Here is a 13,207-nt window from a genome sequence, read left to right as displayed (position 1 = left end):
CCGCTCTCGTTCCTCAAAAGAAAGAGACGGTTTGTTAACTTCTTGATGTTCTGCTAAAGTGGAACAAGCAGAAACGAATGAAGAGGTGACAAGATGTACGATGTAATCGTAATCGGAGGCGGACCGAGCGGCCTGATGGCCACGCTCGCCTCCCTACAGGCAGGAGCGAAGACGCTCCTCCTCGACAAAGGTAACAAACTTGGCCGGAAACTCGCCATCTCAGGCGGCGGACGGTGTAACGTGACGAACCGCAAACCCCTCGAGGAACTCGTCCAATCGATTCCGGGGAATGGACGCTTTCTCTACAGCCCGTTCTCCCAGTTCGACAACGAGTCGATCATCGAGCTGTTCGAAGGCTTTGGCGTCGCGCTGAAGGAAGAGGATAACGGCAGGATGTTCCCTGTCTCTGACAAGGCGGCCGACGTCGTCCGCGTCCTGATCGATCAGATTCGCGCACACGGAGCAGAAATCCGGACGATGGCAGAAGTCGCGACGCTCGATTTCCATGAAGACGGTTCATTCGCTTCCGTACTCCTAGCTGATGGTGAACGGATCGAAGCGACGAGCTGCGTAGTCGCAGTCGGCGGAAAATCGGTACCGCATACCGGATCGACAGGAGACGGTTATCCATGGGCTGTCAAAGCGGGACATACGATCACGGAGCTCTTTCCGACCGAGGTCCCGATCCTGCTCGGCGACACGTTCATCCATGCGAAGACGTTGCAAGGGCTGTCGTTGCGCGACGTAGCGCTCACGGTCCACGGCAAGAAGGACAAACCGATCAAGACACATACGGGTGACCTCTTGTTCACCCACTTCGGGATCAGCGGACCAATCGCGCTCCGCTGCAGCCAGTATACGATCAAGGAGCGGAAGCGCTCCGGTGAACGAATCGTGCACTTGTCGATCGACGTCTTTCCAGACGAGTCTGCCGGACTCCTCGCCGAGCGGTTCAATGCAGCACTTGCCGCGAACCCGAAGAAGACCGTCCGAAACGCATGGAAAGGACAGGCACCTGAACGTCTGCTCGACCTGCTGTTCGAACAGATCGGTTTTGGCGATGAGGTCAGTACGCAGATCAAGAAGGCTGACTTCCAAAGCTTCATCGCCCTCTTGAAGCGTTTCCCGCTCCATGCGACGGGCACTCTCGACTTCGATAAGGCGTTCGTCACGGGTGGAGGCGTCTCGATCAAGGAGATCGATCCAAAGACGATGATGTCGAAAATCGCCCCTCGCCTGTTCTTCGCCGGCGAAGTGCTCGACATCCACGGTTACACGGGCGGATATAACATCACGGCCGCGTTCGTCACAGGCCATTGCGCCGGAACGAATGCTGCATACGCACGGGTTTGAACAAAAAGGATCCCGATTTTTCTCGAGTGGAAAAATCGGGATCCTTTTCATGTCTTGCCGTTGCCGTCAATCGATCGGAATGAACGAACGGTTCGAGAACTTCGTCGAGTCAATCAGTGCGAACAGCTCATTATCCTGAAGGAAGATGCCCTGCGCACCGTAGACTTTCGGACTAGTGCTCTCCCCGGTCACCGTCTTCTTCTCTGGATCGATCGAATAGAGGAACAGTTCTTCCGAGTCGAGCGTATAGAGACGATCTTGCCGCTTCGCGAGACCGATTGGCTGAATGTCCTTGAACGCCTTCTTGACGTCACTTGGTGCATTCTCCTGCACACGAATCGCCTCACGCGCCGTCACTGACAAGTACGGCGGGCGCTTGTTCCGTTCCGCATTCTTCTTCTCCTTCGCCGTCGCTTTCGGACTGACCTTGACGACGTCCTCTTTCATCGCGAAGTACGTCAATTCGACCCGTTCGTTCGACCAGAGATCATTGATCGTAAAGAAACGTTCCTTGTCCGCGTCATATCCCAGGCCGTGGAAGTTGTCCTTGACCGTCGTTCCGCTGATTTTTTCACGTTTCTCTTCTCTCCACACCCCATCCTCACGATTGATCGTCACGAGGACCTGATTGGTCGTCAGCAGAGCGACCGTCTCGCCGTCGACGAGCGCCATGCCGTCGAGTGCTCCAAGCAGGAGCGGATTCCGTTCGTTCTCGAGCATGAAGGAGGCGTTGATCCGGTCACCCGTCCCGCTGACCTCGAAGAAATGGTAATCTTCCGTGACGACGAGATATGACCCGATCGAATCGTCATAGAGCATCTGTTGGATGTCCTTGATCAGCGGCTCTTCCGGTTGGGGTGTCGGCTGGTTTGGCGACTCGGCCGGTTTCTGTTTCAGGGTTGCCTGATGTTTCGACTGGGTCTCGATTTTTTGGAATGTCTCCCCGATTTGTGCCCGGATCTCAGGTTTCGAGAAGACGAATAGGACGCAAAGGATCAATCCTACGACGACGGCAAGTGACGTCGTGTAGACGATATAGGATCTTTTCATGTAGGTGGTCGCCTTTCTCTCACAGTTTCTGATTCAGTTTAGCAGAAGGAGGCCTAAAAAAAAAGCGGACTTCCGGCGGAGAACGACGAAAGCCGCCCCCACGGACGGCTTTCATTCAATCAGTTCGCGACGATGTTGATCAGTTTCTTCGGAACGACGATCACCTTGCGAACCGTCTTCCCGTCAATCCATTCCTTCGTCTTCTCATCCGCGAATGCCATCGCTTCGATCTCTTCCTTCGAAGCATCGATGCCGATTTCCATACGCGAACGGACCTTGCCGTTGACCTGGATGACGAACTCGATCGTATCGCTGACGAGCTTCGCTTCATCGAACTCAGGCCAAGCCGCGTACGTCAAGTTCTCAGTGCAACCGAGCTGCTCCCAAAGTTCTTCTCCGAGGTGAGGAGCGACTGGCGTCAAGAGCTGGACGAATCCTTTCATGAACGTTTTCGGGAGTACCTGTTGCTTGTTCGCTTCGTTCACGAAGACCATGAGCTGCGAGATACCTGTGTTGAAGTGAAGCTTCGTGTAGTTCTCCGTCACTTTCTTGACAGTCTGATGATAGACGCGTTCGAATTCCGCGTCGACCGTCTCGACGTCCTGGATGTCTGCCGTGCGTTCGAACAGACGCCATACCCGTTCGAGGAAGCGGCGGGCTCCGTCGAGTCCGTTCTCGGACCAGGCGACGGAGGCATCGAGTGGCCCCATGAACATCTCATAGAGGCGGAGCGTGTCTGCCCCGTGCGACTTGACGATCTCATCCGGATTGATGACGTTGCCGCGCGATTTCGACATCTTCTCATTGTTCTCACCGAGGATCATCCCCTGATTGTAGAGCTTCTGGAACGGCTCCTTCGTCGGGACGACGCCGATATCATAAAGCACCTTGTGCCAGAAACGGGCGTAGAGCAAGTGAAGGACGGCATGTTCCGCGCCGCCGATGTAGATGTCGACCGGGAGCCAGTACTTGAGCTTTTCCGGATCCGCGATCATCTCTTCGTTGTGCGGATCGATGAAGCGGAGATAATACCAGCAGCTTCCGCCCCATTGCGGCATAGTGTTCGTCTCGCGGCGACCTTTCATGCCCGTCACCGGATCCGTGTAATCGAGCCAGTCCTCTGCGAGCGCGAGCGGCGATTCTCCCGTACCTGACGGCTTGATCTCGTCGATCACGGGAAGTTCAAGCGGAAGTTCCTCGACTGTGAGCGTCTTCATCGTTCCGTCTTCCATATGGACGACCGGAATCGGCTCTCCCCAGTAGCGCTGACGGCTGAAGAGCCAGTCGCGGAGGCGGTACGTGATCTTCTTGCGCCCTGCGTTGTTCGTCTCGAGCTCCGCGATGATCGTCTCGATCGCTTCCTGTTTGCCGAGTCCGTCGAGCATCTTCGAATTGACGTGCTCTCCTTCTCCCGTATAGGCTGCTTCCTCAACGTTTCCGCCTTTGACGACCTCGATGATCGGCAGTTCGAACTGCTTCGCGAACTCGTGATCGCGCTCATCGTGTCCTGGCACGGCCATGATCGCACCTGTGCCGTAACTTGCGAGGACGTAGTCAGCGATCCAGATCGGCAGACGTTCGCCTGAAATCGGATTGACTGCGAACGCACCTGTGAATACGCCGGTCTTCTCCTTTGCGAGATCCGTCCGCTCAAGGTCCGATTTCGTCTGGACCTTCGCGATGTAGGATTCGACTGCTTCAGCATGATCAGGCGTCATGATTTCCTTGACGAATGGATGTTCCGGAGCAAGTACGAGATAAGTCGCACCGAAAATCGTGTCTGGACGCGTCGTGAACACGGTGATCGCCTTCTTGTGCCCGTCGATCGTAAAGTCGATCTCAGCACCTTCCGATTTCCCGATCCAGTTCCGTTGCATCTCCTTGACCGAATCCGGCCAGTCGAGATCGTCCAAGTCTTCGAGGAGACGGTCCGCATATTCCGTGATCTTGAGCACCCACTGGCGCATCGGGACACGGACGACAGGATGGTTTCCGCGTTCGGACAATCCATCGACGACCTCTTCGTTCGCGAGCACCGTACCGAGTGCAGGGCACCAGTTGACCGCGACCTCATCGACGAAGGCGAGGCCCTGCTCGTAGAGCTTCGTGAAAATCCATTGTGTCCACTTGTAGTACTTCGGGTCCGTCGTATTGATTTCACGGTCCCAGTCGTATGAGAAACCGAGGTCCTTCAACTGGCGCTTGAACGTCTCGATGTTCTTCGCCGTGAATTCTCGCGGATCATTCCCCGTATCGAGCGCGTACTGCTCTGCCGGGAGGCCGAACGCGTCCCATCCCATCGGGTGGAGTACGTTGAACCCCTGCATCCGTTTCATCCGCGCAAGAATGTCGGTCGCCGTATAGCCTTCCGGATGCCCGACGTGCAGTCCCGCTCCAGACGGATACGGGAACATATCCAGTGCGTAGAATCCTTCTTTGTTCGGGTCCTCTGTCGTCGCAAACGCGTTCGTTTCTTCCCAACGCGCCTGCCATTTCGGTTCGATTTCTCGATGATTGTATGGCATGCCTCTTCCTCCTCCATGACTATGAAAAACATAAAAACCGGTCCCCGCCCCTTGAGAAAAGGGACGAAAGACCGGTCGTCTTCCGCGGTACCACCCACGTTGCCTGCGATATCGCAGACCGCTTGATTCACTGATAACGGTGTGAAAACCGGCTTCGCTACTCATCGTTCACGAAACGCGCTCCCTAGCGAGTTCAAAAGGTTTTCCGGCTGGTTCGCAGCGACCACCAGCTCTCTTTTACGGACTTGACCTTCCTACTACTCTAGTTCTTAGCGATTGACTATCTATCCCTCATTCTAATCGCCCGGTCCACTAACGTCAACGACTGCTGAGAATTTTCCAGATTTCGTCATGCGAGTTCGCCTGATGGTCCGCATGGTCAAGCAGCTGTTTCGGCATCCGGTCGTCTAGAAGCGCGATCACTTCCATCCCGGCACGCTTCGCCCCGATCATCCCATTCGCCGCGTCCTCGATGACGATGCACCGCTCAGGAGAGACGCCAAGCCGCTCGGCTGTCAGTCGGAAGATGGCGGGATCCGGCTTTGAGCGCGGCACTTCGAAGCCGCTCGTGTAGATCTCGACGTCGAGTCCATAGTGACGGATGACCCGCTCGATTTTCTCCTTCGCACTCGACGAGGCGATGGCGACCTTGAAGCCGGCTTCCTTCGCATTCGCGATCAGCTGACGAACCCCGTCCTTGATGCCGCACTCTTCCGCCTTCGCATAATGCTGGAACATCTCATGTTCGATTTCAAGCAACTCTTCAGCCGTGTGGGGAAGACCGTTCCCTTCGATGATTTCGACCCACATCTCATCGCCCGTCTTCCCCATGAATGTCGCGTACTGTGCATGCGGAATCGTCACGGAAAGTTCTTCGAACATCTTTTTATGCGCCTCGAAATAACGAATCTCACTATCGAGAATGACGCCGTCCATATCAAATATCAATCCTCTGTCCATCATTTCACACCTCGCTTCGTCTAAAAAGAGTGATTTCCCGAGGTGATGGCTCAGCGGCTCAACAAAGATGCTTTTCCCGTCGCGCGATAACGCGGGAAGAAGCCGCATCCGGTCTCTTCTCCGTATCTTTCGCACATGTCATCATACACCTCAGGCATGAAGATACTCTTTCCTTGATGATACTCGAACAGACGCTTCCCCGTATAGCGGCACTTACTCTCGAACAGACTGTCGCTCTCCTTGTAGCCTCCGCCCAGGTGTTGCTCGAGCAGCCCCCGTTCCTTTGCGATTCTAACTGCCTCATACTCGAGTCGCTGGTTCGGATAGAACCTCATCTCGTCCGGACGCGAGCCGATCAGGTGACCGTGGGCATACTGTTCGCCGAACAGCAACAGGTAGGCACCGAGCACTTCACCGTTCCACTCCGCAAGCAACAGGACCGGCTCACAGAGCTCGTTCTCCTCAAAGATCCGTTCGAAGTATTCTTCACTGAAGTAATAACTCGGGGCTGCCTGCTTGCGCCGCATCGTCTCCCGGTAGAGTTCGACGAAGAGCGGCAAATCCGCCTTCTCCCCTTCGCGCACCGTCAGTTCGCTTTTCATCGAGTTCCGGATCAGCAGCCTCGTCTTCTTATGGAAGTTCCTGAAAATCTCTTCCAGCGGCGGTCGAAGATCGATGCTCGTCGTATGGCGGATGAACTCGCATTCCGTCCATTTCCTGCCGAGGACCACATTGTTCTTCAAGGGATGGAAGCGAATCAGCTCGCAGATGATTTTCTGTTGTTTGGCGTACTCCACGAAAACGGAACGGGCCTCAGCAATCTCGCGGTCAGTCAACTGTCCCGTCTCGACCGGTCCTCCGTATCCGTATGGGGTGATCAAGTCTTGATAGTCTGTATCATAGACGTTTCGTCTTAGATACGGATAGAACAGCTTCCCCCGTTTTCCCGTATACAAAAACAGTTCCGCCGTCTCCCCTTGCCGGCCGTTGAGGTCGACATACTCATATCCGTAGAAGACGTCGAGTCCTTCTCCGACGACATGTTCCGTCCACCTGTTCCTCTCCCGTACGAACTGCCATTTACCCATGTTCGTCCTGCCGTGACAGCGACATGATGACTTCTCGCCCCAGCGGCAGATTCACCTCCATCCTGTAATGTGGATAGTTCACTTGATTAGATATTTTAAATAGAGAAAGATACTTTATTAACAATTCCATTTTTTCCAAAAATCATCTCTTAATATTATTATTATCCCTTACCCCGTTGCCTTCGTTCTAATCCGGAAAATACCCGTTGCTTAAAAAAAGCGACCGGACCTCCCTCTTCAGGGAGCCGATTGCTTCAAACAGTCCGTTTTTTCGTTGACATCGCAAAGATGATGCCTGACAGGATGATGAGGAGGACGAGTGTCAGGAACACTGCCTGCATCCCGAGCAGATCGTAGATCAATCCGCCCGCCGTCGGACTGATCATTCGTCCGGCAGAGGCAGCGATATTGACGTATCCTTGGAATTCGCCTTCCTTGCCGATCGGGGCGAGCCGAGCTGCGAACGCCGGCACCGCCGGCCAGATGAACATCTCCCCGATGGTCAGGACGACCATCGCGAAGAGGAACATCTGAAAGTCGCCTGCGAACGGGACGATCAGATACGAAAGAAGGAAAATCGACGTCCCTGTCAGCAGCTGTTTCTTCAGGTCATCCTCGAACCAGCGAAGAACCGGCGCAAGGAGCGGCTGACCGAAGACGATCAGCGCACCGTTGATCGTCCAGAGGACCGAGTACTCGGAAATCGTCACGCCGAGCGACTTCGTATGGACGGCGATCGTCCCTTGCCATTGCACATAGACGAACCAAAGAAGGGCATAGCCGACTGCGACGTACAACATCGTCCGGACAGCTTCCTTCGAAAGTGGACTCCGTGCCTCTTCCGTCTCGTCAGCAGCATGATGGTGCGGCATCGCAGGTCCGATGTACCGCATCCCGAAGCCGAGGACGAGGGCGAAGAGCGCATATAGCAACAGGTTCGCCGTGAAGATGAGCTTGATGTCGATGGCGGCGATCTGACCGCTTGCCGCCGTACCGATCGCGACTCCGACGTTTTGAGCTACGTAGACGGCATTGAAGGCACGCCCTCCGCCTTCGGGCCAAATGACGCCGGTGAGCGCGTAGACGGTCGGAAAGACCATCCCGCCGACGAAGCCGATCGCCCCGAGCGTCAGCACATAGCCGATGAACGTGTCATGGAACAGGACGAGGGCGACCGAGGCGAGGATCAGTCCGCCGACACTCAACGATAGCGTCCGTTTACCACCGATGCGGTCGAACGCCTTACCGCCGATGTAGTTCCCGGCGATCGCAAGGGCCGAGTTGATGAACAGCGCGACTCCCGCCTTCGTCATCGATTCCCCGAGATATTCATGAATATATATGGTATTGAATGGCCATAAAAATGAGGATCCCGTCGTGTTGATCGCCATCGCGAAGACGAGAATCCAGACGGCTTTCGGTAACTTCGGCACGACGACATCCTCCTTACTCTTGATTCCAACCTTGCTACTGTACGAAAAAACGAATCGAACTGTCAAGAATCTTTCATTTTCGCGGCGATTCGCAAGATGATACAATCAGGGACGAATGAGTGAAAGGAGAACGTCTATGAACGAAATGCCGATCCACTTCGGAGAAAAACGTTATTTCAGTCTCAATGACCAGTTCCGCCAGACATTCGAGACGAAAATCATCAAGATTCCGCTCGACGGCGGATTCGACTGTCCGAACCGCGACGGACGTGCAGCATACGGCGGTTGTACGTTCTGTTCCGCCTCCGGCAGCGGCGACTTCGCCGGCAACCGGGCTGATGCGATCGAGGTCCAGTTCCGCGACATCAAGGAGCGGACGAAACGGAAATGGAAGGACGGACAGTACATCGCCTACTTCCAGGCTTTCACGAACACGTATGCACCGGTCGAAGTCCTTCGCGGCCTGTACGAACGCGTCCTTGAGGAGGAAGGCGTCGTCGGTCTGTCGATCGCGACGCGTCCAGATTGTCTGCCGGACGACGTCCTCGACTATTTGAGCGAGTTGAACGAGCGGACCTACCTTTGGATCGAGCTCGGTCTCCAGACCGCCCACGACGGGACGGGACGTCGTATCAACCGGGCGCACGACTTCAAGAGCTACATCGAAGGTGTCGAAAAGCTCCGCGCGCGCGGCATCCGTGTCTGTTCGCACATCATCAACGGCTTGCCGGGCGAAACCCCGGAGATGATGCGCGAGACGGCGCGCCAGGTCGCGAAGCTCGATGTCCAAGGCATCAAGATTCATCTGCTGCATGTCCTGAAAGGAACACCGATGGCGAAACAACTCGAGAAAGGAGAATTCGAACTGATGACGCAGCAGGATTACGTCAGCGTCACATGCGATCAACTCGAGCTCCTTCCTCCGGATGTCGGCATCCATCGCCTGACAGGTGACGGACCGGCTGACCTGTTGATCGGCCCGATGTGGAGCGCAAAAAAATTCGTCGTCCTGAACGCAATCAGGGATGAACTGTTACGAAGAAACAGTTGGCAAGGAAAAAATCACAAAGCAGGTGTTGAACAATGAGTCTAGCAAGAGTACTCCCCTACGCAAAAGAACTGCTGGAATCGGTCATCCATGAAGGGGATTGTGTCGTCGACATGACGGCCGGAAATGGCCATGATACGCTCTTCCTCGCCCAGCGTGTCGGACCGAGCGGTCGCGTCGTCGCTTTCGACGTGCAGGCACAGGCGATCGAGGAGACCGCACGGCGCCTTTCGTCCGCGAACGTCGATCAGTGGGTCGATCTTTACCAAGAGAGTCATATCCACGTCGGCGCCCGTCTCTCAGGCGAGCGACGCCCGGTCCGTGCCGGCGTCTTCAACCTCGGATACCTTCCGGGCAGTGACAAATCCGTCACGACGACCGGGGAGGACACGCTCGAGGCGCTCGGTGCCCTCATCCCGTCACTCGTCGCGGGCGGTCTTGTCGTCCTCGTCATCTATCACGGTCATCCGGAAGGCAAGCGGGAACGGGATGCGGTCCTCCAGTATGTATCAGAACTCCCGCAAAAGGAGTTCGCCGTTCTCGAGTACCGCTTCTTGAATCAGCAGAACGATCCACCGTTCATCGTCGCGATCGAGAAGAAGGCATGAAAAAGAGGGTGACTCAAAAGTAGAATGGTCTCCTCGCTGTAATGAATGAAAGACAGCACGTTTTCGAGGATTTTTCTCGAAAACGTACTGTCTTTTTCCTTGCCTTGCTTCTTTTTCAATCCATTCCCCTGATCGGAGGTTATGTGCGGTGGCTACCAGTCCGAACTCCAGGGTGGCCCCTTCATAGAAAAAATCCGATTAGCCGAGAAAAAATCGGCCGATCGGATTTTTTGCTCGGACAGGGCAGGCACAGTCGCCGCTCGACTCTGACGGGAAGATGAAGCGCGGCCAGCGCTTCAGTCAGGGACAGGCAAGACCCGGCACGGCCGAAGGGAGTGCAGCCGGCCGCGGCTTGCGTCCCGCCCGCAGAAAGCAAGGGCGACGGAACTGCCCGTTGCGAAGAGTGATTTCAGGACGACTTATGAGTCACCCTCCTTTTCATATTCGTCGAGGAAGTCGCCTCAATCCTCGATCATCTTGAGGAAGAGGACGAGCTTCTCTGCGAACTTCGTGTTCAGGCGTTCGAAGCTGAAGTGCGGGAATCCTTCGAGGCGGTGAAGATAGATCTGATCGCCGCCCATCTTCCGGCACACTTCGAGCGTCAGCTTGACGTCAGCGAACTGATCATCCGGCGCATAAAAGCAGGCAAGCGATACACGCGGGAGCTTCTTGCGTTCCTCGTCGTGCGCGACGATTTCCTCTTCGATCTCCCGATATTCGGCATAGGTCAGCTCACCGATCCGTCCCGCCTCTTCGTTCATCTGCGCGAACGGAAGCTGGCCGAGCGGTGCGTCCGGCCGGAAGCGGTCGAACGCACTCGCGACGACTTGGCGCATCCCGCCGAGCTGTTTCGACTGATGCCAGTCGAAGAACGGTGAGATGAATGTCACGCTCGCGACCGGGACCTCATATTCCTGAAGCAGGCGGTTGACGACGAGTGCGCCCATGCTGCAGGCGACGACGTGGATCGGCGCCTTGCGCTTTCCGGCTTCCCGGAGTGCATCCTTGAGTAGGCCCAGATGTTCCGGGATCGAGATCTTCCGCGGTGACTCGACCGGGATGACCTCATAGGATTCCTCCAGAACACGAATAAGCGCGTCACTCGGACGCGCATGGATTTGAAGGGGATAGACGAGTACGACGACTCCTTTTGACTGTTCTTCCATGAACCTTCACCTCTTTGCACGATATATAGCCAGTATGGCGGAGCGGCCCTCTTCCGTATACAGTCTGAGGACCGAGATCTTCAACGCGTCAGCATCAGGCGGACGACAGGTTCGGTCTGCCCGAATACTTCTTCCGATGACTCGCTCACCTCTTGAAAGCCGTAAGAGATCAGGAAATTTCGGGCCTGGTAGTTACGAGATTCCACATAGACCTCGAGCGGCGCTGCACCGAGTTGTTCAAGCTCCTTGATCATCTTTCGGCCGATTCCGTTTTGCTGATAGTCAGGCAGAACGAACAGGCGGATGATCTCCCAGACTCCATCGACCTCCATCGCGTGAGCGAAGCCTACGATCTCGTCATCGATCATCGAGACAATGAAGTACTCACCGCGGGACTCTTCCGCCATCCGAATGGCACGGACGACCTCTTCCTGCGGGTAAGCCTCGTTCATGAAATGGGTGCGGGAAGAAGAGGAATAGATTTCTTGGTACGCATCCATCCAAGAGGCGATCGCGATATCATGAATACGCCTTGCGTCAGTCGGTACAGCTTCTCGAATCTTCATGAAGAGCCCCCCTAATTATTCAGACTGTATTTCCTTTACCCCTTTCGGCAAAAAACATTCATCTTCCTTCCAGACAGACCAACAGACAAAAAAAGCCCGAGGCATCAGGGCCTCGGGCTTGAAGATCATGCGAAACGCTTCGCTTGTTCTTCGAGGATAGCAGCTTTGTCCGTCTGCTCCCATGGGAGTTCGACGTCCGTACGGCCGAAGTGGCCGTAGGCAGCTGTCTGTTTGTAGATTGGGCGACGCAAGTCGAGCATCTTGATGATTCCGGCAGGACGAAGATCGAAGTTCTCAGCGATGAGTTCTACGAGCTGTGCCTCAGGAAGTTTTCCTGTGCCGAACGTGTCGACTGCGATCGAAACCGGATGCGCGACGCCGATCGCGTAGGCGAGCTGGACTTCCGCTTTATCAGCGAGTCCTGCAGCGACGAGGTTCTTCGCGACGTAACGTGCTGCGTAAGCAGCTGAACGGTCGACTTTCGTAGGATCTTTACCAGAGAAAGCGCCGCCGCCGTGGCGAGCGTATCCGCCGTACGTGTCGACGATGATCTTACGGCCAGTGAGGCCGGCATCACCTTGTGGTCCACCGATTACGAAGCGGCCAGTCGGGTTGATGAAGTATTTCGTCTCAGCATCGATGTACTCAGACGGGATGACCGGAGTGATGACGTGTTCCTTGAGGTCCGCTTGGATTTGCTCGAGTGTGACGTCTTCAGAGTGCTGTGTCGAGATGACGATCGTATCGACACGTACAGGCTCGTTGTTCTCATTGTACTCGACCGTGACTTGCGTCTTTCCGTCCGGACGGAGGTAGTCGAGTTGGCCGTTCTTGCGGACTTCCGCGAGGCGGCGCGAGAGACGGTGCGAGAGTGAGATCGGAAGCGGCATGAGTTCAGGCGTTTCCTTCGTCGCGTATCCGAACATGAGACCCTGGTCCCCTGCACCGATTGCGTCGATTTCTTCATCTGACATGCTGCCTTCACGTGCTTCAAGCGCCTGGTCGACACCGAGTGCGATGTCAGCCGATTGCTCGTCGATCGATGTGAGGACGGCACACGTATCCGCGTCGAAGCCATACTTCGCGCGAGTGTAGCCGATTTCACGGATTGTCTCACGGACGACTTTCGGGATATCCACGTAAGTCGATGTCGTGATTTCGCCTGCGACGAGGACGAGTCCTGTCGTGACAGATGTTTCTGCCGCTACGCGAGCGTTTGGATCTGCTGCCAAGATGGCATCGAGGATCGAATCTGAAATCTGGTCACAGATTTTATCCGGATGTCCTTCTGTTACTGATTCCGACGTGAAAAGTCGGCGATTAAGGTTTGTCATTAATTGACCCTCCCAAAAAAGAATTTGACGGTACTCATTTCCCCTAGTTGAGTGGGACGGTAAAATGAAAAACCTC

Annotated in this window: 11 protein-coding genes and 1 other annotated feature; of the genes, 3 read left to right on the top strand and 8 right to left on the bottom strand. The window is 55.3% G+C overall.

All coding sequences use genetic code 11. The features are described 5' to 3' along the window. The first annotated feature begins 93 nt into the window (after window positions 1–93). Entirely contained in the window at window positions 94–1,353 is a 1,260-nt protein-coding gene (locus tag DFG60_RS02955; protein WP_114570245.1) for a BaiN/RdsA family NAD(P)/FAD-dependent oxidoreductase, read from the top strand. 66 nt (window positions 1,354–1,419) lie between these two features. Here DFG60_RS02955 and DFG60_RS02950 read toward each other — a convergent pair whose 3' ends face one another. From DFG60_RS02950 to DFG60_RS02930, 5 genes are all read right to left on the bottom strand, one after another. Beyond that, entirely contained in the window at window positions 1,420–2,403 is a 984-nt protein-coding gene (locus DFG60_RS02950; protein WP_114570244.1) for a hypothetical protein, read from the bottom strand. A gap of 119 nt (window positions 2,404–2,522) precedes the next feature. Beyond that, the gene (leuS, locus tag DFG60_RS02945) at window positions 2,523–4,928 is read right to left on the bottom strand and encodes a leucine--tRNA ligase (protein ID WP_114570243.1); all 2,406 of its coding nucleotides are present in this window, start codon (window positions 4,926–4,928) and stop codon (window positions 2,523–2,525) included. Window positions 4,929–4,984: 56 nt separating this feature from the next. Next, window positions 4,985–5,208 (bottom strand) — a binding site (T-box leader). Between the two features lie 38 nt (window positions 5,209–5,246). Then, window positions 5,247–5,888: an HAD family hydrolase gene (locus tag DFG60_RS02940; RefSeq protein ID WP_232818598.1), complete on the bottom strand. Its 642-nt coding sequence runs from the start codon at window positions 5,886–5,888 to the stop codon at window positions 5,247–5,249. A 50-nt stretch (window positions 5,889–5,938) separates the two neighbouring features. Next, complete coding sequence (locus DFG60_RS02935; protein ID WP_114570241.1) at window positions 5,939–6,976, bottom strand: GNAT family N-acetyltransferase; 1,038 nt, start codon at window positions 6,974–6,976, stop codon at window positions 5,939–5,941. 254 nt (window positions 6,977–7,230) lie between these two features. Next, window positions 7,231–8,409, bottom strand: a complete 1,179-nt coding sequence (locus DFG60_RS02930; protein WP_114570240.1) for an MDR family MFS transporter — start codon at window positions 8,407–8,409, stop codon at window positions 7,231–7,233. A 136-nt stretch (window positions 8,410–8,545) separates the two neighbouring features. Between DFG60_RS02930 and DFG60_RS02925 the strand changes: the two genes are divergently transcribed. Both DFG60_RS02925 and DFG60_RS02920 read left to right on the top strand, forming a co-directional pair. Next, window positions 8,546–9,496, top strand: a complete 951-nt coding sequence (locus DFG60_RS02925; protein ID WP_114570239.1) for a TIGR01212 family radical SAM protein — start codon at window positions 8,546–8,548, stop codon at window positions 9,494–9,496. After that, window positions 9,493–10,065 (top strand): class I SAM-dependent methyltransferase, encoded by a 573-nt coding sequence (locus tag DFG60_RS02920; RefSeq protein ID WP_114570238.1) that lies wholly within the window; start codon window positions 9,493–9,495, stop codon window positions 10,063–10,065. The genes DFG60_RS02925 and DFG60_RS02920 overlap by 4 nt, the downstream gene beginning before the upstream one ends. Before the next feature lie 461 nt (window positions 10,066–10,526). Here the strand turns inward: DFG60_RS02920 and DFG60_RS02915 are convergent, their stop codons facing one another. From DFG60_RS02915 to metK, 3 genes are all read right to left on the bottom strand, one after another. Then, window positions 10,527–11,231 (bottom strand): alpha/beta fold hydrolase, encoded by a 705-nt coding sequence (locus DFG60_RS02915; protein ID WP_114570237.1) that lies wholly within the window; start codon window positions 11,229–11,231, stop codon window positions 10,527–10,529. An 80-nt stretch (window positions 11,232–11,311) separates the two neighbouring features. Next, window positions 11,312–11,797 carry a GNAT family N-acetyltransferase gene (locus DFG60_RS02910; protein WP_114570236.1) on the bottom strand — a complete coding sequence of 162 codons (486 nt, stop codon included), beginning with the start codon at window positions 11,795–11,797 and terminating at the stop codon, window positions 11,312–11,314. A gap of 125 nt (window positions 11,798–11,922) precedes the next feature. After that, window positions 11,923–13,131 (bottom strand): methionine adenosyltransferase, encoded by a 1,209-nt coding sequence (gene metK, locus DFG60_RS02905; RefSeq protein ID WP_114570235.1) that lies wholly within the window; start codon window positions 13,129–13,131, stop codon window positions 11,923–11,925. Between the last annotated feature and the right edge of the window lie 76 nt (window positions 13,132–13,207).

The sequence above is a fragment of the Exiguobacterium flavidum genome, from assembly GCF_003344535.1.
GTDB classification, from domain to species: Bacteria; Bacillota; Bacilli; order Exiguobacteriales; family Exiguobacteriaceae; genus Exiguobacterium_A; species Exiguobacterium_A flavidum.
The sequence above is the reverse complement of the archived record's forward strand: the minus strand, read 5'-3'. Positions and strand labels throughout refer to the sequence as shown.

Excerpts from the sequence above, each read along its gene's own strand:
- metK (WP_114570235.1), bottom strand. The coding sequence starts at position 13,131 with ATGACAAACCTTAATCGCCGACTTTTCACGTCGGAATCAGTAACAGAA.
- leuS (WP_114570243.1), bottom strand. The coding sequence starts at position 4,928 with ATGCCATACAATCATCGAGAAATCGAACCGAAATGGCAGGCGCGTTGG.
- DFG60_RS02925 (WP_114570239.1), top strand. The coding sequence starts at position 8,546 with ATGAACGAAATGCCGATCCACTTCGGAGAAAAACGTTATTTCAGTCTC.
- DFG60_RS02935 (WP_114570241.1), bottom strand. The coding sequence starts at position 6,976 with ATGGGTAAATGGCAGTTCGTACGGGAGAGGAACAGGTGGACGGAACAT.
- DFG60_RS02940 (WP_232818598.1), bottom strand. The coding sequence starts at position 5,888 with ATGGACAGAGGATTGATATTTGATATGGACGGCGTCATTCTCGATAGT.
- DFG60_RS02950 (WP_114570244.1), bottom strand. The coding sequence starts at position 2,403 with ATGAAAAGATCCTATATCGTCTACACGACGTCACTTGCCGTCGTCGTA.
- DFG60_RS02920 (WP_114570238.1), top strand. The coding sequence starts at position 9,493 with ATGAGTCTAGCAAGAGTACTCCCCTACGCAAAAGAACTGCTGGAATCG.
- DFG60_RS02915 (WP_114570237.1), bottom strand. The coding sequence starts at position 11,231 with ATGGAAGAACAGTCAAAAGGAGTCGTCGTACTCGTCTATCCCCTTCAA.
- DFG60_RS02910 (WP_114570236.1), bottom strand. The coding sequence starts at position 11,797 with ATGAAGATTCGAGAAGCTGTACCGACTGACGCAAGGCGTATTCATGAT.
- DFG60_RS02955 (WP_114570245.1), top strand. The coding sequence starts at position 94 with ATGTACGATGTAATCGTAATCGGAGGCGGACCGAGCGGCCTGATGGCC.